Source organism: Sulfurimonas sp. (assembly GCF_041563035.1).
Classification (GTDB): Bacteria; Campylobacterota; Campylobacteria; order Campylobacterales; family Sulfurimonadaceae; genus Sulfurimonas.
This window is the reverse complement of the sequence record NZ_JBFFNS010000031.1, coordinates 1-18,544: the sequence shown is the minus strand read 5'-3', so window position 1 is coordinate 18,544 and position 18,544 is coordinate 1. Positions and strand designations below refer to the sequence as shown.

Annotated in this window: 21 protein-coding genes and 4 tRNA genes; 18 read left to right on the top strand and 7 right to left on the bottom strand. The window is 34.9% G+C overall.

The window, feature by feature from the left end; all coding sequences use genetic code 11:
• Nucleotides 1-12 precede the first annotated feature (12 nt).
• Nucleotides 13-141, top strand: coding sequence for a thiosulfate oxidation carrier complex protein SoxZ (locus ABZC13_RS13350; protein WP_373001740.1), 129 nt, complete (start codon nucleotides 13-15; stop codon nucleotides 139-141).
• 145 nt (nucleotides 142-286) lie between these two features.
• Nucleotides 287-790 carry a DUF1566 domain-containing protein gene (locus ABZC13_RS13345; RefSeq protein ID WP_373004880.1) on the top strand — a complete coding sequence of 168 codons (504 nt, stop codon included), beginning with the start codon at nucleotides 287-289 and terminating at the stop codon, nucleotides 788-790.
• Nucleotides 791-865: 75 nt separating this feature from the next.
• Here the strand turns inward: ABZC13_RS13345 and ABZC13_RS13340 are convergent.
• From ABZC13_RS13340 to ABZC13_RS13325, 4 genes are all read right to left on the bottom strand, one after another.
• Nucleotides 866-954, bottom strand: a tRNA-Ser gene (locus tag ABZC13_RS13340).
• Between the two features lie 36 nt (nucleotides 955-990).
• A tRNA-Cys gene (locus tag ABZC13_RS13335) sits at nucleotides 991-1,064 on the bottom strand.
• Nucleotides 1,065-1,082: 18 nt separating this feature from the next.
• Nucleotides 1,083-1,169 (bottom strand) — tRNA-Leu (locus ABZC13_RS13330).
• Nucleotides 1,170-1,202: 33 nt separating this feature from the next.
• A tRNA-Gly gene (locus ABZC13_RS13325) sits at nucleotides 1,203-1,277 on the bottom strand.
• A 155-nt stretch (nucleotides 1,278-1,432) separates the two neighbouring features.
• Between ABZC13_RS13325 and ilvD the strand changes: the two genes are divergently transcribed.
• The 3 genes from ilvD to infC are packed head-to-tail and all read left to right on the top strand — an operon-like array spanning nucleotide 1,433 to nucleotide 5,458.
• Nucleotides 1,433-3,121, top strand: a complete 1,689-nt coding sequence (gene ilvD, locus ABZC13_RS13320) for a dihydroxy-acid dehydratase (protein WP_373004877.1) — start codon at nucleotides 1,433-1,435, stop codon at nucleotides 3,119-3,121.
• 16 nt (nucleotides 3,122-3,137) lie between these two features.
• Nucleotides 3,138-4,946 carry a threonine--tRNA ligase gene (gene thrS / locus ABZC13_RS13315; protein WP_373004874.1) on the top strand — a complete coding sequence of 603 codons (1,809 nt, stop codon included), beginning with the start codon at nucleotides 3,138-3,140 and terminating at the stop codon, nucleotides 4,944-4,946.
• A gap of 20 nt (nucleotides 4,947-4,966) precedes the next feature.
• Complete coding sequence (gene infC, locus ABZC13_RS13310; RefSeq protein WP_373004884.1) at nucleotides 4,967-5,458, top strand: translation initiation factor IF-3; 492 nt, start codon at nucleotides 4,967-4,969, stop codon at nucleotides 5,456-5,458.
• A 2-nt stretch (nucleotides 5,459-5,460) separates the two neighbouring features.
• Here the strand turns inward: infC and ABZC13_RS13305 are convergent, their stop codons facing one another.
• Nucleotides 5,461-5,598: a hypothetical protein gene (locus tag ABZC13_RS13305; RefSeq protein ID WP_373004871.1), complete on the bottom strand. Its 138-nt coding sequence runs from the start codon at nucleotides 5,596-5,598 to the stop codon at nucleotides 5,461-5,463.
• A 141-nt stretch (nucleotides 5,599-5,739) separates the two neighbouring features.
• On the opposite strand from ABZC13_RS13305, the gene ABZC13_RS13300 reads away from it, so the two are divergent.
• Nucleotides 5,740-6,054, top strand: coding sequence for a cytochrome c (locus ABZC13_RS13300; RefSeq protein WP_373004868.1), 315 nt, complete (start codon nucleotides 5,740-5,742; stop codon nucleotides 6,052-6,054).
• A 21-nt stretch (nucleotides 6,055-6,075) separates the two neighbouring features.
• Here ABZC13_RS13300 and ABZC13_RS13295 read toward each other — a convergent pair whose 3' ends face one another.
• Complete coding sequence (locus ABZC13_RS13295; protein ID WP_373004865.1) at nucleotides 6,076-7,389, bottom strand: MFS transporter; 1,314 nt, start codon at nucleotides 7,387-7,389, stop codon at nucleotides 6,076-6,078.
• A 74-nt stretch (nucleotides 7,390-7,463) separates the two neighbouring features.
• Between ABZC13_RS13295 and rdgB the strand changes: the two genes are divergently transcribed.
• Nucleotides 7,464-8,051 carry an RdgB/HAM1 family non-canonical purine NTP pyrophosphatase gene (gene rdgB / locus ABZC13_RS13290; protein WP_373004862.1) on the top strand — a complete coding sequence of 196 codons (588 nt, stop codon included), beginning with the start codon at nucleotides 7,464-7,466 and terminating at the stop codon, nucleotides 8,049-8,051.
• A 282-nt stretch (nucleotides 8,052-8,333) separates the two neighbouring features.
• Here rdgB and ABZC13_RS13285 read toward each other — a convergent pair whose 3' ends face one another.
• Complete coding sequence (locus ABZC13_RS13285) at nucleotides 8,334-9,104, bottom strand: undecaprenyl-diphosphate phosphatase (protein ID WP_373004859.1); 771 nt, start codon at nucleotides 9,102-9,104, stop codon at nucleotides 8,334-8,336.
• Between the two features lie 112 nt (nucleotides 9,105-9,216).
• Between ABZC13_RS13285 and ABZC13_RS13280 the strand changes: the two genes are divergently transcribed.
• From ABZC13_RS13280 to ABZC13_RS13230, 11 genes are all read left to right on the top strand, one after another.
• Complete coding sequence (locus tag ABZC13_RS13280; RefSeq protein ID WP_373004856.1) at nucleotides 9,217-9,609, top strand: response regulator; 393 nt, start codon at nucleotides 9,217-9,219, stop codon at nucleotides 9,607-9,609.
• Between the two features lie 71 nt (nucleotides 9,610-9,680).
• A complete protein-coding gene (locus ABZC13_RS13275; RefSeq protein ID WP_373004853.1) occupies nucleotides 9,681-10,808 on the top strand; it encodes an alanine--glyoxylate aminotransferase family protein in 1,128 nt (375 codons plus the stop codon).
• Nucleotides 10,809-11,657, top strand: a complete 849-nt coding sequence (locus ABZC13_RS13270; RefSeq protein WP_373004849.1) for an ATP phosphoribosyltransferase regulatory subunit — start codon at nucleotides 10,809-10,811, stop codon at nucleotides 11,655-11,657.
• Nucleotides 11,658-11,678: 21 nt separating this feature from the next.
• The gene (locus ABZC13_RS13265) at nucleotides 11,679-12,926 is read left to right on the top strand and encodes an adenylosuccinate synthase (RefSeq protein WP_373004846.1); all 1,248 of its coding nucleotides are present in this window, start codon (nucleotides 11,679-11,681) and stop codon (nucleotides 12,924-12,926) included.
• Nucleotides 12,927-13,020: 94 nt separating this feature from the next.
• Nucleotides 13,021-13,443, top strand: a complete 423-nt coding sequence (locus ABZC13_RS13260; protein ID WP_373004843.1) for a flagellar export protein FliJ — start codon at nucleotides 13,021-13,023, stop codon at nucleotides 13,441-13,443.
• A complete protein-coding gene (locus ABZC13_RS13255; RefSeq protein WP_373004841.1) occupies nucleotides 13,440-13,949 on the top strand; it encodes a MotE family protein in 510 nt (169 codons plus the stop codon). The genes ABZC13_RS13260 and ABZC13_RS13255 overlap by 4 nt, the downstream gene beginning before the upstream one ends.
• Before the next feature lie 74 nt (nucleotides 13,950-14,023).
• Entirely contained in the window at nucleotides 14,024-14,575 is a 552-nt protein-coding gene (locus ABZC13_RS13250; protein ID WP_373004838.1) for a DUF507 family protein, read from the top strand.
• Nucleotides 14,576-15,721 carry a glutamine-hydrolyzing carbamoyl-phosphate synthase small subunit gene (carA, locus tag ABZC13_RS13245; RefSeq protein WP_373004835.1) on the top strand — a complete coding sequence of 382 codons (1,146 nt, stop codon included), beginning with the start codon at nucleotides 14,576-14,578 and terminating at the stop codon, nucleotides 15,719-15,721.
• A gap of 285 nt (nucleotides 15,722-16,006) precedes the next feature.
• Entirely contained in the window at nucleotides 16,007-17,500 is a 1,494-nt protein-coding gene (gene ccoN / locus ABZC13_RS13240; protein ID WP_373004831.1) for a cytochrome-c oxidase, cbb3-type subunit I, read from the top strand.
• A 15-nt stretch (nucleotides 17,501-17,515) separates the two neighbouring features.
• Nucleotides 17,516-18,208: a cytochrome-c oxidase, cbb3-type subunit II gene (gene ccoO / locus ABZC13_RS13235; RefSeq protein ID WP_373004828.1), complete on the top strand. Its 693-nt coding sequence runs from the start codon at nucleotides 17,516-17,518 to the stop codon at nucleotides 18,206-18,208.
• A 12-nt stretch (nucleotides 18,209-18,220) separates the two neighbouring features.
• On the top strand, nucleotides 18,221-18,424 hold the full coding sequence (locus ABZC13_RS13230; RefSeq protein ID WP_373004824.1) for a cytochrome c oxidase, cbb3-type, CcoQ subunit: 204 nt from the start codon (nucleotides 18,221-18,223) through the stop codon (nucleotides 18,422-18,424).
• The last annotated feature ends 120 nt before the right edge of the window (nucleotides 18,425-18,544 follow it).

Genomic DNA, 18,544 nt, shown 5'->3' with positions numbered 1-18,544 from the left:
TATGAAGTAAGTATGAGTGGTTTTATGTCTGAGAATCCACTTGTTAAGTTCAAGTTTAAAGGTAAAAAAGGTGACAAAATTACTTTTACTACAATAGATAACGAAGAAAAAACGGAAACGGGTACTCAAAAAATTAAATAACTATAACCCAACTTCTGTGAAGTTATAATTTAGCGAAGTTGGGTTTAAAATAATATTGTTAAAGTAATACAATGAAGTAAATAATTGTATAATACAAGCAGTTAAGCTCCAAGATAACTTAATTCAATGTGAAAAGACCTAAAAAATGATAAAATTTTTGATACTATTTACGTTAATGTTGACTACTCTTTTCTCTTATGAAATACTCTTAGATAAACCATCAAATATACAAAAAGAAGCTCAAAAATCAAGCTTAAACACGCTTTTAGTAAGAGACAATTCAAAAGAGTTGGTAATAGATAAAACTACAGGTTTGGTATGGCAAGACAATATTGATGCAAAAACTATTAAAAAAAATCGTAAAGACGCTAAACAATACTGTCGTCGTTTGGTTTTTGGTGGATATGATGACTGGTACTTACCAAAAATAGAAGAATTAAAATCTATAGTAGATCAAAATAAACATAACCCTGCTATAAGAGATGGATTTAAAAATATCAAAGCTTATCATTATTGGACATCTTCACCAAACCTATCCGCAAATATTATAAATGTATTAAATATTGACTTTAAAAATGGACAAGTATATAAGACAAACAGAAAAGGTAAGTGTAATGTTAGATGCGTTAGAGGTAAATATAGACATTAGTTAAAAAATAAAATATAAGTTTAGGTTGTTGAAAATTTATGCAAGTATTGTAAATAAGGTGGTTGTTTTAAAAAGTGGTGGACCCTCAGAGATTCGAACTCTGGGAGGTATGACCCTCGCTGGTTTTCAAGACCAGTGCATTCGACCAACTCTGCCAAAGATCCACGTTTTTGTATTAGAAAGGTTTTAAAAAATAAAACTGGAGGTGCCACCCAGATTTGAACTGGGGATAGCAGCTTTGCAGGCTGCGGCCTTACCACTTGGCGATGGCACCAGTTATCTTTCATTTCAATGGTGCCCGGAGCCGGACTTGAACCGGCACAGTATTGCTACCGGGGGATTTTAAGTCCCCTGCGTCTACCAATTTCGCCATCCGGGCATAATGAATGAATTCACAGTTTACAATTTTAAATGGAGCGGGAAACGAGGTTCGAACTCGCGACCCCAACCTTGGCAAGGTTGTGCTCTACCACTGAGCTATTCCCGCATTAAAGAACACACTTATTTTTTAAGTGAGCGGAATTATAGCCATTTAATTTTTGTTTGTAAAGAGTTTTCAGAGAAAATGTAAAAAAAAATGGTATAATCGCATTTATATTATAAGTAGTATCATTTAACTAACAACTATATAGAAGGATTATTATGAGAAGTGACATTATAAAAAAGGGGTTTGACAAGGCACCTCACAGATCACTATTAAGAGCAACAGGTCTTAAAGATGAAGATTTTGACAAACCGTTCATCGGAATAGCAAACAGCTACATAGACATTATTCCTGGACATTTCTTCCTGCATGAATATGGAGAAATAGTAAAAGAAGCTATTCGTGAAGCTGGTGGTGTACCATTTGTTTTCAACACGATTGGTGTTGATGATGGTATAGCTATGGGTCATGAAGGGATGCTTTACTCTCTTCCTTCTCGTGAAATTATCGCTGATTCTATAGAAACTGTAATGAATGCTCACCAGCTAGATGCAATGATTTGTATTCCTAACTGTGACAAAATCGTTCCGGGTATGATTATAGGAGCGCTTCGTGTAAATGTTCCTACTATTTTTGTTTCAGGTGGTCCTATGGCTGCAGGGCATAAAAAAGACGGTACACCTATTGACCTTGCAACTGCATTTGAAGCTGTTGGTCAACATGCTGAGGGTAATATGAGTGACGAAGAGCTTTATGACATTGAGTGTAATGCTTGTCCAAGCGGTGGAAGCTGTTCTGGAATGTTTACGGCTAACTCTATGAATACTCTTTGTGAAGCAATGGGTATTGCACTTCCAGGAAATGGAACTGTTCTAGCTATGACTCCTGAGAGAATAGCGATGGTTAAAAAAGCTGCAAAACGTATAGTTGAATTGGCTTTGGAAGATAATCCTGCTAAAAATAATCTTCGTAATGTTTTAAATGAAAAAGCTGTACATAATGCATTTGTTGTAGATATGGCAATGGGTGGAAGCTCAAATACTGTTCTTCATATGTTGGCTATTGCTAAAGAAGCTGAAGTTGATTTCCCAATCGAGAAAATTAATGAAATAGCTGACAACGTAGCACATATCGCTAAAATATCTCCATCATTAACAACTGTTCACATGGATGATATTGATAAGGCCGGCGGTGTTAACGCAGTTATGAAAGAGGTAAGCCGTAGAGGTGGACTTCTTTATCTTGACAACCCAACCGTAACCGGTGAAACCCTTGGCGAGAGAATAGCAGATGCTAAGATTTTAAATGAAGATGTTATTCATACAAATGAAAATGCTTACTCTCAAGTTGGCGGTCTTTCGATTCTTTTTGGAAACCTTGCTTTAGAAGGCGCTGTTGTAAAAACTGCAGGAATCGACCCGACAATGAGACAGTTCAAAGGAACTGCGATTTGTTTTGACTCTCAACCAAAAGCTATTGCTGGAATAATGAGTCACAAAGTTAAAGCCGGTGATGTTGTAGTTATTCGTTACGAGGGTCCAAAAGGTGGTCCTGGTATGCAAGAGATGCTAGCTCCAACTGCTCTTATTCAAGGAATGGGTCTTGGTTCAAGTGTTGCACTTATAACCGATGGTCGTTTTAGTGGGGCTACAAAAGGTGCTTCTATAGGTCACGTTTCTCCTGAAGCTGCAGAGGGTGGTTTGATTGCTTTCATAGAAGATGGTGATGAGATAGAATTAGATACAGATAAGCATTTGTTACAATTAAATGTAAGTGAAGACGTTTTAGAAAAAAGAAAAGCTGCATGGAAACCTTATAAAAATGAGGTTAAATCTAAGTGGTTAAAAAGATATCAACTATTAGTTTCAAACGCTTCAAACGGTGCTGTTTTAAAAACAGAATTATAAAAAAGGAAAGTTATAAGTGAACGCAATTGCAATAAAACATAATGATGAGATTATTGATTTACAAACTGCTAAAGAGCTTGGGTTCGAAGGTGAACAGATTCACCTTGACAACTCAGCCGACTCTTTAGAAGTTCTTCGTCACTCAACAGCACACTTAATGGCACAAGCCGTAAAGTCACTATACCCAGATGTAAAGTTTTATGTAGGACCAACTGTTAAAGAAGGTTTTTACTATGATTTCAAAACAGAGTCAGAAGTAGGAGAGGGTGATTTAAAAAAGATTGAGAAGCAGATGCTCTCTTTTGCTAAGAAAAAATATGAGATTGAAAAATATGAAATCTCTATGGATGAAGCAAAAGAGAAGTTTAAAGATGACCATTTGAAACTTGCTGTAATGCAAAGGATTACAGATGATAATGTTAGCATCTATAAACAAGGTGAGTTCGAAGATCTTTGTCGCGGACCTCACTTACCTAATATCGGTTTAATCAGATACTTCAAACTTCTTAAGATTGCTGGTGCATATCTTGGTGGAGATTCTAAAAATGAGATGCTAACTCGTATATACGGTATAGCGTTCGCAGATAAAGAATCGCTTAAAGCCCATATGGATATGTTAGCTGAAGCTGAAAAACGTGACCATAGAAAAATTGGTAATGAAATGAACCTTTTCACTTTCCGTGAAGAAGTTGGTGCAGGTTTTCCTATCTGGCTTCCAGCTGGTGGTAGACTTCGTGCAAGATTAGAGAGCCTGCTTTATAAAGCTCATCGTAAACGTGGTTATGAGCCTGTTCGTGGTCCAGAGATGCTACGTTCTGATCTTTGGAAAACATCTGGTCACTATCAAAATTATGGTGAAAACATGTACTTCACGAAGATAGATGATATTGAGTTTGGTGTAAAACCAATGAACTGCGTTGGTCATATTAAAGTATATGAAGATGAGTTACGTTCTTATCGTGATCTTCCTATTAAGTACTTTGAATATGGTGTAGTTCACCGTCATGAATTTACCGGTGCACTTCACGGACTTTTTAGAGTTCGTGAATTTACACAAGATGATGCACATATTTTTTGTACATCAGAGCAAATTGAAGAGCAGATCATCGAAGTTGTTGATTTTGTAGATAAAATCATGTCAACATTTGAGTTTGATTATAAAATGATGGTTTCTACTAAACCTGAAAAAGCTGTTGGAAGTGATGAAGTGTGGGAAGTTTCTACACAAGCACTTAAAAATGCAATGGACAAAAACAGCTTACCTTATGAAATTGATGAAGGTGGTGGAGCATTCTACGGACCTAAAATCGATATTAAGATTACAGATGCTATTGGTCGTGAGTGGCAATGTGGAACAATTCAGTTAGATTTTAATCTTCCAGAGCGTTTTGAGCTTGAATATAATGGCGAAAATAACGATAAAATACAGCCAGTTATGATTCATAGAGCAATTTTAGGTTCGTTTGAGCGTTTTATTGGTATATTAACGGAGCATTATGCTGGAGAGTTTCCAATGTTTATCGCTCCAACGCAAGTTGCCATCGTTCCAATCGCTGATACACATCACGGTTATGCGAAGGAATTAGCAGATAAACTTATCGACATAAATGCCGATAGTGAAATATACAACAAAAATGATTCTTTAAATAAAAGAATCAGAACAGCAGAAAAAACGAGAGTTCCTATGCTTGTTATCATAGGTGATGAAGAGGTTGAAGGTAGGACTGTTGCAATTCGTGACAGAAGAACTAGAGAGCAATATAATTTAAGCGAAGATGAATTCTTGAAGCTTATACAAACTAAAGTAAATGAGGTAAATTTTTGAGTAAAAAAGACCGTGTCATAATGAATGACGATATCCGTGTAGCAGAGTTAAGATGTAATGTAGATGGAGGGGAGTCACTAGGAATCATTTCTACTGATGAAGCTATGAGCAAAGCAAATGAGTTAGGTATGGATTTAGTTCTTATCGCTCCAACTGCAAAACCACCAGTTGCTAAAATCATGGACTACGGTAAATATAAATATCAAGAAGAGAAAAAACAAAAAGAGCAAAGAAAAAATCAGGTCAAAATCGTTGTAAAAGAGATTAAACTATCTGTGAAAATTGCTGAAAATGACATAGCTTATAAAGTTAAGCATGCAAGAGAGTTTTTAGAAAAAGGCTTTCATGTTAAATTTCGAGTATTCTTAAGAGGTCGTGAAATGGCACATCCTGAAGCTGGTAAAGAAGTTCTACTTAGAGTTTGGCCAATGGTTGAAGATCTAGGAGTAATGGAAAAACCACCTAAGTTTGAAGGACGCTACTTTAATATGTACGTTACTCCTCAAAAGTAGTATTAAAGTTTTCTATAATTAATTCCCTCTTCGCATGTGAAGACAAGATCCTGAACAATCTTGTCTTCGTCTGTCTTCCCGTCTCCAAATTCATTTAAAAAGCTAATCTCTATTTTTTGTTCTTCTTCTATTTCATTCATTCCTTCCATCCTTGGATAGAAATTTACAAAAATAAAGTGTGAATAAAATGTATAAATAAGATCTTGATTTTAGTTATTTGGTTGTTTTAAGCTTTATATACATATAATATAATATATTTTAATGGTTTGGAGGGTTTTGTAATGAAAAAAGTTATTCTTTCTGTATTGCTGGCTGGTGCCAGCTTAATGGCGATAGATGGTGCGGCGCTCTATAAACAAAAGTGTGTTGCGTGTCATGGTTCAACAGCTCAGAGAGGTCCTATGAATATAGTAGCGCCAATCGCGGGTATGGATATATCTATATTGGCCCGAAAGATAAGATCATACAGGGACCAGGAAGAAAGACATGATCCTGATGGTAAGTATAAAGATAACCAGATGATGAAAGATTCGACTAGTAGCCTTTCTAACCAACAAATTGGTGCGATTGCTACGTATATTAATGGTTTGAAATAGTTTAAGTTATATGCTGATAACTCAGCATATAACTTTACTTTTTAAATCCTCTTCACTTATTAAATCCTTAACATACTTTATAACAATTAAGTTTTCTGTTTCATTTATATACCATTCGGCAATATGTTCATGCTCAAGCTCACTTAATTTAGCTGTATCAATAAGATCTTGGGAGATAAATAGATGAGAGTGTTTAGTTGGATTTTGTAGTTTTAGAGTCCATAGTAACCAGATAGTTGCTAGAACAGCTACAGAGATGCCAATAGTGGCTCTATCACTAATATCAAGCATTAAACCTGCCAGTGTACCGCCTATAAATGTAGCAAAATATGCAACAGAGTTAGATATACCAAGAGCTGCACCTTTTTGGTGAACTTTGGCAAACTTGGTAATCATAGACTGTACAAGTGGCTCCATCATGTTAAATGCTATAAAAAACATTGAAACAGCAATGATGAAAAGTGTACTTGAAGCAGTAAGACCCATAATTAAAAATGAACCGATAAACAGCACTATTGAGACTAAAAAGATCTGTTTAGGTTTGTTATGCTTTTCACCAAATACTGCAGCAGGTCCCATAGCAATAAGTCCTAAAACCATAGCTGGAAGGTAAGCCATATAAAGGTCACTTTTTTCCCAAGCAAAATCATCACTTGTTAAAATGATAGGAATAAGAACAAAGGCAACAGTCATTAGACCTTTTTGCATTGCATTGATTACAATCATATTTAAAAGATTTGAGTCTTTTAAGATATCAGAAGTTTTAGCTTTCTTGTGGTAAATATGTTTTATTCTTGGCGGGGTCGGTACCTTAGTAAACAAAAGTATCATAGCAAATATGGATAAGCCGGCTGTGATGAGGAAAAGAGTGTCAACACCGTAAGAAGCACCAATTACAGGTCCAAGACCCATAGCAATTGCGAAACTAAGGGCAATTGTACCTCCCATAATCGCCATTGCCTTACCTCTAACTTCTTCTTCAACCAAGTCGGAGATCATTGCGGTAATAACGGAACCGATAGCACCAGCGCCCTGAAGAAAACGTCCTAGCATTAAAGTATAGATATCTGTTGCAAATGCAGCTATTAGTGAGCCGATTAAAAATATTATAAGACCGACAAGAAGAGTCGGTTTTCTACCAATTTTGTCACTCATTACTCCAAATGGAACTTGAAAAATAGCTTGAGTCAGAGCATAACCACCAACAATGATACCAACTAAAAGAAGATTGTCTGTCATAGAGGCAGCATATATAGAGATAACTGGTAAAACTAAAAACAGACCTAAAAATCTAAGAGAGATTATAGCGGAGAGTGGAAAAATCTTTTTAAACATGTATTGCCTTAATATTGAGTATAATTTCGTGATTATATATAAAACATTATTACATATACTATAAGGAATGAAATTTGAAATTAGTTTTAGCTACATCTAATAAAGGTAAAGTAAGAGAGATACAAGCGCTTTGCGAAGATTATGAAGTAATTCCATATAGTGAACTTATAGAAGAATTTGAAATCGTAGAAGATGGAGACACTTTTAAAGAAAATGCTCTTATAAAAGCAAGAGCCGTATTTAACGCTTTAAGTGATCAAGATGTAATAGTATTAGCAGATGACAGCGGAATAAGTGTAGATATACTTGATGGAAAGCCTGGTATCTATAGTGCAAGACATGCAGGTGTTGATGCTAATGACAAAGATAATTTATATAAACTTATAGATGATATAGAAGCCAAAGGTGTAAAATCTTCACCTGCTCACTACACAGCAGCAATTGCAATTGTTACAAAAAATGGTGAGCATTGTGTTCATGGTTGGATGCATGGAACTGCTTTAGCTGAGGCAATCGGTGATGGTGGTTTTGGTTATGATCCTATGTTTATTCCGCTTGGATATGACAAAACATTAGGTGAATTAGATGATGGTATAAAGAAAAAGCTTTCTCATCGTGCAAAAGCATTAAGTCTTGCAAAGAAAATTATAAAAAGTTTATAAGGTCCATCCGTGGATCTAAGATCATAAATCGATGACACATCCTTGAGCATTTTCAGTGATTTAGGAACTGTTTGTAACTAAGTTTTATAAAAACTTTTGACTTAGATTATAGAAAGAAATTTCAAGTCTATCCATAAAACTATGTAAGTGGTCGTTGTATCTGCTTATAGTATGCATAATACCTCCTTTAACAATGTCAAGGGAGACAAAGCAAATACTATTCCTTTTTATAGTGAAAACTATTTTGAAAATAAAGCCGGAACAATGAGTAAGTTTTCTCTGCTAATTAAACAGCACTAAAAGTAATATACCAAAGATAATTCTATAGATGCCAAATGCAACAAATGTAAACTTTTCTAAGAAAGCCAAAAAGAGTTTTATAGTTAGGTAAGCTACAAAAAATGATACAACAAAACCAACTGCTAAGGTCATAAGATTTGCATCACTAAACTCATGATAATGTTTTAACAGGTCATAGGCTGTTACGGCACTCATAACAGGAAAAGCTAGCAAAAAACTAAACTCTGCACTGGCTTTTCTGCTAAGACCTACAAGCAGAGCACCGATAATAGTAGAACCGGCTCTGCTTGTTCCTGGAATAAGTGCAAATATTTGGGCAAATCCAATGATAAGAGACTGTTTTAAAGTGACTTTTTCAACATCATCAATCAAGTTTGTCTCATTTGGTATGAAAAATTTCTCAACAATTAAAAATATCACACCGCCAACGATAAACATGACAGCTACTATCTCTATACTAAAGAGTGCTTTTATCTGCGATGAAAATACAAAACCAACAGCTCCGATAGGAATAAATGCAAGAAAAACTTTAGTCCAAAGATCTATTTTTTTAAAAGTGAATTTATCTTTGTAGTTGAAAATAACAGCCAAAATTGCGGCAAATTGTATGATGACTTCGTAAGCTTTTGTTACGTTAGTTTGGTCTATGCCTAAGAACTGACTGGCTACGATCAAGTGCCCTGTAGATGAGATAGGTAAGAACTCAGTAAAGCCTTCTATTATCCCTAAAATTATTGAATCAACTATTGTCACAAGAGCACCTTTATAATGAAAAAATATTATTTTGTACAGACATTTTAAAGAAAAAATTTAATTTGCTGTGATAGACTTATCTGAATGAAATCTTAGCATATAAAGAGTAGATATGAATGTATTAATTGTAGATGACAGTAAAATTGTAAGACGTGTGTTGTCAAACACAGTAACTCGTTATTTTAAAGCACCTGAATGGAAAGAATTGAACCTCTTTGAAGCAGAAGACGGTTTAGAAGCGATGGAGCAGATGAAAAAAGAGAAAGTGGACATTATGCTTCTTGATTGGAATATGCCAAACATGAATGGAGAAGAAGTTGTAGAAGCTGTCAGGGCAAATAAAGAGTGGAATAAAACTCGCATAGTTATGGCTACAACTGAGGGCTCAAAATCTAATGTTTTAAAAATGATAAAAAAAGGTGCGAACGGCTACATGGTTAAGCCTTTTCAAGAGGATAATATTTTCAAAACTCTTACTACTATAACTGCACGGATGCCTAAATAATCCAAAATTTAAGTTATTTCGATACAATACGAGGTTTTAAATTATAAATATAATCTCGTAGGAAATTTTACATGTTACTTTTTACACCTGGACCAACTCCCGTACCTCAGAATGTTCGTAATGCAATGAGTGATGAAACTATGCATCACCGTACTCCAGAATTTGAAGCAATTTTTGAAAAAACAAGAAAACATCTTTTTAATCTTTTTAATACTGATGAAGTGATTATGCTTGCATCTAGCGGAACAGGGGCTATGGAAGCAGCAGTTATTAATCTTTGTCATAACACGCTTTTAAATGTAAACTCTGGAAAATTCGGAGAGAGATTTGGAAAAATTGCTACGGCTAACGGTTTAGGAAATATTGAAATTAAGAACGAGTGGAATATCCCTGTTAGTGTAGAAGCTGTTATTGAGGCAGTAAAAGCAAACAGTGAGATAGATGCTATCGCAGTTCAGATCAGTGAGTCAGCTGGTGGACTTCGTCATCCGGTAGAAGAATTAGCAAAAGCTGTAAAAGAAATAAATCCTAACATTATGATTATTGCTGATGGTATTACTGCTGTAGGTGTAGAGAGAATTGATGTATCAAATATTGATTGTCTAATCGCAGGTAGTCAAAAAGCGCTTATGCTTCCTCCGGGTCTTTCTATTCTTGGACTTAGCAATAACGCAATTGAGAAAATCGGGGCTGGAAAAGGTTACTATCTAAATCTCGCATCTGAGATAAAGTCTCAAAGAAAAAATACAACGGCATTTACTGCTGCTACCACTTTAATCATTGGTCTTTTAGAAGTTTTAGAGACTATAGAAAAACAGGGTGGTATTGGAGTGCTTTACTGCAATACAGCTAGGCGTGCGAAAGCCACACAAGCGGCACTTGAAGCGATAGGCTTACATATTTATCCTTCTATCCCTGCAAAGAGTATGACAACTGTTGACGATAGTGATGCTTCAAAAATCCGTTCAGCTTTAAAAGAGGAATATGGGGTAAATGTTGCTGGTGGACAAGACCATCTTAAAGGTAAGATTTTTCGTATAAACCAAATGGGATTGATTGAGCCATATGAGTCTATTTGGGTTGTAAATGCAATAGAACTTATATTGCACCGTATGGGACGATTAGAATATGCTGGAATTGCCTCAAAGGTATACAATGAGACTTATTTTAAATCTGCATTAGAAAAAAAAGAGATATAAATGATACTTGAGCATGAAATTCCAAATGGTGCTAAACTTTACTTCGGTAAAAGTGCTAAGGCTAAAAGAGAGATAGAAAATATTGCCAGCAATATCCTAGATGCAAACGGTTTTGAAGAGATTGTAACTCCTGTTTTTTCTTATCATCAGCATCTGAGCATTGCAGATGAAAAAAAGCTTATAAAAGTAAACGATGCTAAGAACAACTCTATCTCTCTTCGTGCGGATTCTACTATTGATGTCGTTCGTATTATTGAGAAAAGACTTGGAAAAAATACACAGCAGAGTAAGTGGTTTTATATACAACCGGTTTTTACTTACCCGACAACTGAACAAAACCAAATAGGTGTTGAGCTTATGGGTGAGAAAAAACTTTCATCAGTAATGAATATCGCTGTAGAGATTTTAAATAAACTAGAAGTGAAACCTTTAATTCAGATATCAAATATTAGAATCCCTAAACTTTTAGTTGAGATGTTTGAAGAGTTAACACTTGATGACTTTAGACATCTAAATATAGAGAAATTTTTGAACTTAAAAGTAGAATGGTTAAAAAAGCTTATTTATCTTCAGCATATTGAGCAGATCGATGAACTCTTAGATATTGTTCCTGAACTGATTAAAAAAGAGTTACTTATAATGAAAGAACTGTGTGTAGAGACTAACTGTGAAAATACGGTTTTAGCACCTATGTACTATGCAAAAATGCTTTATTATGATGAGCTGTTTTTTAGAGTAATAAATAAAAATGAAGTATATGCTAGAGGTGGCAGATATAAAAATGAGGATCTTACTTCGGTTGGATTTGCTATTTATACAGATGCACTTTGTGAAGCATTAACGAAATAAGATTAGAGAGAAAGAGGAAATATGAAAGCAGATTTAATTGTAGGTATACAGTGGGGTGATGAAGGCAAGGGTAAGATAGTAGACAGATTAGCTTGTGAATACGATATGGTATGTCGTTCTCAAGGTGGTCATAATGCAGGTCATACTATTTGGGTAGATGGTGTTAAATATGCACTTCACTTAATCCCTTCAGGTGTTTTAAATCCTGAAGCAATCAATGTAGTTGGTAACGGTGTAGTTTTATCTCCTGAATCAATAATCAAAGAGATGATTCAGTTTGAAAACCTTGAAGGACGTCTTTATATTTCAGATAAAGCACATTTAAACCTTTATTACCATGCTTTGGTTGACCAAGCTAAAGAAAGACTAAAAGGTGATAAAGCTATTGGTACAACTGGTAAGGGAATTGGACCTGCATATGCAGATAAAATTAACCGTACAGGTTTTCGTGTTGGCGAGCTTTTGAATCCTGTAAAACTTACAGCTTCAATCATAGAGTATTTTGAACAAAATAGACAAATATTTGATATCTATGAAATACCTACTCCTAATGAGTCTGAACTTATGGCTGAGTTAGAAGAGTACAAGAGCAAACTTGCTCCATTTATTACAGATACTACTCAAATGGTTTGGAAAGCACTTGATGAGAATAAAAGAATTCTACTAGAAGGTGCTCAAGGCACACTTCTTGATATTGACCATGGAACTTATCCTTATGTAACTTCATCTGCAACTGTTAGTGCAGGTGCTTGTACAGGTCTTGGAATCAACCCTAAAGACATTGGCAAGGTTATAGGAATAGTTAAAGCTTATTGTACGCGTGTCGGTAATGGACCATTTCCAAGTGAAGATTTTGGTGAAGATGGCAAAAGACTTGGAAAGCAAGGTCATGAGTTTGGAACAACAACTGGTCGTGCTCGCCGTTGTGGTTGGTTTGACGCAGTAGCTACACGTCATGCAGCTCGTTTAAATGGTTGTGATGAACTAGCTTTAATGAAACTTGATGTTCTTGATGGTTTCGATGAAGTAAAACTTTGTGTAGCTTATGAGTTAGATGGAAAAGAGATAGACTATATGCCATCAAACCTTGAAGATGTAAAACCAATTTATAAAACATTCAAAGGCTGGAATAACTCTGTAGGTGCAAGAACTTTTGACGCACTTCCAAAAGACGCTCAAGATTTTGTAAGAACTATCGAAGAGATTAGTAAAACAAAAGTAGGTATAATTTCTACTTCCCCTGAGAGAGATGATACAATAATATTATAATTGTACGGTTCAGGAAGTAATTCAATAACCTACGCTAGCCGCTTGGCTACTGAAGTACAAAAATCCTTTCGGGATTTTTATTGAAGGATTATTAATGAAGACTCGTTTTACTCCATTGGTTAAACTTAAAAAAAGTAAAATGGATAAGAGTGAGCAAGTTGTTCAAAAAGCCAATGCAGACCTCAATAGCGCTGCAATGGCACTAGAAATAGCATACCAATCAATCCAAGATATAACACCTCCACAAAGCGGCAGTATGAAAGAGTTTATAGCAAATAGAACTCTTCTATCATCTGGACGCGGCATGATAGATCACAACAAAGAATGGGTCGGATTTGCTCAAAATCAAGTAAATCAAGCAAAAGAAAAACTAAAAGTTGATATGATTGAGCACGAAAAATTTAAGCATCTTGAATTTCAAGAGATTGAAAAAGAGATTAAAAAACTTAAACTAAAAGAGGCAAAAGATTTAGACGAAGTTGCTCTAATGACTTATGCCCAAAAGGGGAAAAATTGAGAATATTTATACTGTTTATCTTTACTTTCACATCTCTTATGTCTCTACAAACCAGTGATAAACTTTTTGAATGTACTGAAATATTTAAAGAGAGAAAGAGTGAACTTTTAGTTGAACTAGAGCGTATAGATGAGCAAAAACAAGCACTTAGCGCTCTAAAAACAGCTACAGAAGAACTATTGAAAAAAAAAGAGATCAGGCTTGGACAAAAAGAGGAAGTAGTAGATAGAAAATTAAGTGAGATAACTACAAAAGAAGAATCAATCAAAAAAATGCTTAAAAGAAACGAAGAAGTTTTAAAAGAAACAAAAAGCATAAAAATGGATAAAATCGCTCAAACATTTGCAAAAATGAAAGCTGGATCTGCTGCAAATATTTTAGCAGATATGGATCCACAAGAAGCTGCTTCGATTCTCAGCTCTCTAAAACCAAAAACTGTAGGAAAAATTTTGACTAAAATGGATGCTCAAAAAGCTTCCGCTCTCACACTGATTTTAGCTAAATAATAAAGAGCATAATCAAACTCTAATCATAATTATTGTAAAATGCATAAATTATTTTAAACAAGTAGGGTCTATCGATGAAAATATCACTAAAAGCTATACCACATATATCTAGCAGAGTTGCAATTGATTTAAACAAGAGTGGTGTTGTTACGATGACAAAAGGCCTTGAAGCTGTTGCTCATGAAGCTGAGAAGATACTGATTGAGAATGTAAAGCAAGAGATGGCACTTGAAGAAAAAGCTGGTGAGATTTGTGATGAAAATGAAGAAGAAATAGAGTTTCAACTAGTTGATGAGAGACAACTTTTCTTTATGATAAAGAAAAAACTTGCTCCTGAATTTGGAGTAATATTAAATTATGAAGAGAGATATTCAGATATTTCTCATAAGATTTTAGATGAACTTTATGAAGAAGACCTGATTCACTTCGAAGTAACTGAAAATCGTATTAAAAATATCATATATAGTGCAATCACATCTTTTATAGCAGATGCATCAGAGTTAGATGACGCAGTGATGGAAAAAATAAGATCATATAAAAAGAGATATATTCCTGGAACAGATGAATTTGATATTTTGTATGAAAAAATATATAGAGAAGAGTTAATTAAAAGAGGTATGGAGTAAATGCAAATGAGTGAAGTGTCAAAAAAAGTATATGTCTATCTTGAAAATGGAACTTTTTTAGAAGCAAATAGCTTTGGTGCTGATGATACAGTTGTAGGTGAAATAGTTTTCAACACATCGATGAGTGGTTATCAAGAGATTATGTCTGATCCATCTTATGCAGGTCAATTTGTTACATTTACAATGCCTGAAATAGGTAACGTAGGTGTAAATAATCAGGATATGGAAAGCTCAAAAGCTCATGCTAAAGGTATGATAGTTAGAAAATACCAAGCTAGATACTCAAACTTTAGAGCTGAAGAATCATTGGGCGATTTCTTGGCTATGCATAATATCATGGGTATATGTGATATTGATACAAGATTTTTAACTAAGATGATTAGAACTGAAGGTGCTATGATGATGGTGGCATCTACTACTATCAGCAATAAAGATGAACTAAAGAAAATTTTAGAAGATTCTCCTCGTATTGAAGATGTGAATTATATTGAGCAAGTAAGTACAAAAGTAGCATATAAGCATGAAACTTCGACTTATTCAGAAACTAAGTTTGAGTATGAAGCAGCACCTACTCCTGAAGCTAATATAGCTGTTATAGACTTTGGTGTAAAACGTAACATTCTAAATGAAATAGTTAGTGCCGGTATCGGTGTTGAAGTTATACCAAATGATTTTAGTGCAGATGATTTAATTGAAAAATATAATTTAAAATTAATAGACGGTGTATTTTTATCAAATGGTCCAGGTGATCCACTTGTTCTGAAAAAAGAGCAAGAGCAAATCAAAAAATTAATAGCTGCTAAAATACCTATGTTTGGTATCTGTTTAGGCCACCAACTGCTTTCTATATCTCATGGATACGATACGTTTAAGTTAAAGTTCGGTCATCATGGTGGAAATCACCCTGTTAAGAATCTAAAAACGGGATTAGTAGAGATTACAGCACAAAATCATAACTACAATGTACCCGATAATATTGTAGAAATTGCAGAGGTGACTCACACTAACCTTTTTGATGATACTATTGAAGGCTTAAGATACAATGATTCACCTATCTTCTCTGTCCAACATCATCCGGAAGCAAGCCCTGGACCAAAAGAGAGTAGATACATATTCTCAGAATTTTTATCTCTTATAAAAAGATAATAAACTACAAATTCTCTTACATTTATCACATTTAACTAGAGAAGTTTTTACTTTTCTGGTTTATAGTGACAATGTAAATACATTTTAAATAAAAACACTTTCTTAAACAAATATAAAATTACAAAAGTAAACAAAAAACTAATAATTAAGTAAATTTGTCACGAAATAGTCACTTTTTAAGATACTTTAAACTTTTCTATGGATATAGTAGCACTGTTAATTGGTCTAATTTTATATACATATTCAATTAGGCATAATTGCTTTGAATCTTTAAGGAGGCTATATATGGAGAATCGTCCATTAGAGTACGACTATACGGTTGCAAAGATGTTCATGTTCACAACAATTATTTTAGGAATTGTTGGTATGCTCATCGGTGTTATCTTGGCTTTTCAACTTGCTTACCCAGGGTTAAATCTGGTTTTAGGTGAGGGTCTTGCAGAATACACTAACTTTAGTCGTCTTCGTCCATTGCATACAGATGCAATAATATTTGGTTTTACACTAAGTGGTATTTTTTCTACTTGGTATTATGTTGGTCAGCGTGTTCTAAAAGTATCAATGGCAGAGTCAGGTCTGTTGATGTTTTTAGGTAAATTACACTTTTGGTTATATTTAGTAGGTGTTGCAGCGGTTGTTGTTTCACTATTTGCTGGTGTAACAACTTCAAAAGAGTATGCTGAGTTTGAATGGCCAATCGATATCGCTATCGTTATCGTATGGGTTATATGGGGTATGGGTGTATTCGGTCTTATCGGTATTCGCCGTGAGAAGTCACTGTATATTTCAATTTGGTATTATATTGCTACTTTCTTAGGTATAGCTATGCTTTACCTTTTCAACAACATGGAGATTCCTACAATTTTAGGACAAAGTGCTGCTGGTGAGAGTGGAATTGGTGCATGGTATCATTCAGTGTCAATGTACGCTGGTACAAATGATGCATTAGTTGAGTGGTGGTATGGTCATAATGCTGTTGCATTTGGTTTTACTGTTCCAATCGTTGCTATGATTTACTACTTTTTACCAAAAGAGTCTGGTCAAGCAATCTATTCATATAAGTTATCATTACTTTCTTTCTGGGGATTAATGTTCGTATATTTATGGGCTGGTGGTCACCACTTATTATACTCAACTGTTCCAGATTGGATGCAGACAATGGGTTCAATATTCTCGGTAATTCTGATTCTTCCTTCTTGGGGTTCAGCGATTAATATGCTTCTTACAATGAAGGGTGAGTGGCAACAGGTTGCAGCTTCTCCATTAATTAAGTTTATGGTTCTTGGTTCAACATTCTATATGTTCTCAACATTAGAAGGTCCTATTCAAGCAATTAAATCTGTTAATGCTATTGCACACTTTACTGACTGGATTGTTGGTCACGTACATGATGGTACACTTGGTTGGGTTGGCTTTATGATTATGGCTGCACTTTTCCACATGGCTCCTCGTGTTTTCAAACGTGAGATTTATTCTAAGTCTTTAATGGCTACACAATTCTGGATCCAGACTTTAGGTATCGTTTTATACTTTACTTCTATGTGGATTGCTGGTATTACTCAAGGTATGATGTGGCGTGCACACGATGAATTTGGTAACTTAGCTTACTCATTCATTGATACAGTTACAATTCTTCACCCTTATTACACTATTCGTGGTGTTGGTGGATTATTATACTTAGTTGGTTTCTTAATGTTTGCATATAACATTTATAAAACTATGTCTGCTCGTCCTGTTGAAGAGTCTGAGCTACAAAATGCTTCGCCTATGGGCGCATAATAGAAAGGATTTAATATGTTTCATTGGTTAGAAAAACATCCGTTCTTTTTTGCGGTAGGTGTATTTTTAGTAATTTCGTTTGCGGGTTTAGTTGAAATACTTCCAAACTTTGCTCAACAGTCACGTCCTGTGATAGGTACAGCACCTTACTCTACTTTAGAGTTAGCTGGTCGTCATGTTTATATTAAGAATAGTTGTAATGCTTGTCACTCACAACTAGTTCGTCCATTTAAATCAGAGACTGATCGTTATGGTCACTACTCTTTAAGTGGTGAGTATGCTTATGATCGTCCGTTCCTATGGGGTTCTAAAAGAACTGGTCCAGATTTAATGCGTGTAGGTAACTACCGTACTACTGACTGGCACGAAAATCATATGAAAGATCCAGCTGGTGTTGTTCCAGGCTCAATTATGCCTGCGTACCGTTGGATGTTTACTAATGCTGCTGATATTGATACTGCATTTGCAGAGCAATTAACAATAGCACAGTTCTTCTCAGTTCCTTACAATAAACCAGTTCCTATGAAAGATGGGTCAACTATGGTTGTTAAAATGGGTTCAAGTGTTGCAGACGCAAACGCTCTAGCTTTAGCTGAAGCAAAAGTAATTGCAGCGGACATGAAAGATCAAGATGTTAAAGATGCAGTAGCTAACGGGAAAATTCCTGAGATAGTTGCTTTAATTGCATACTTAAATAGTCTTAAATAGTAAAGGATTATAGTGGATATTGCACAATTACAGGCTTACGGTTATTTTGCGCTAGTGCTTTTTCTAGTAATTGGATTATATGGTTATATTTACCATTTATATACAAAAAGAAAAGATGCTGACGGTGTTGACTATGAGAAGTATAGCAATATGGCACTACACGATGATATAGATGACACTCCGGTGTTATCTAAGTCAGATGATAAAGAGAAATAGGAGAGATATATGAATAAGCTTTATCTTGGGGGAATTATCTTTACTGCTCTAATGCTACTATTGACTTACTTGTCTATAGCTGGTTCTGAGGGTGGTCTAAATGGTGATATCGTCAATATG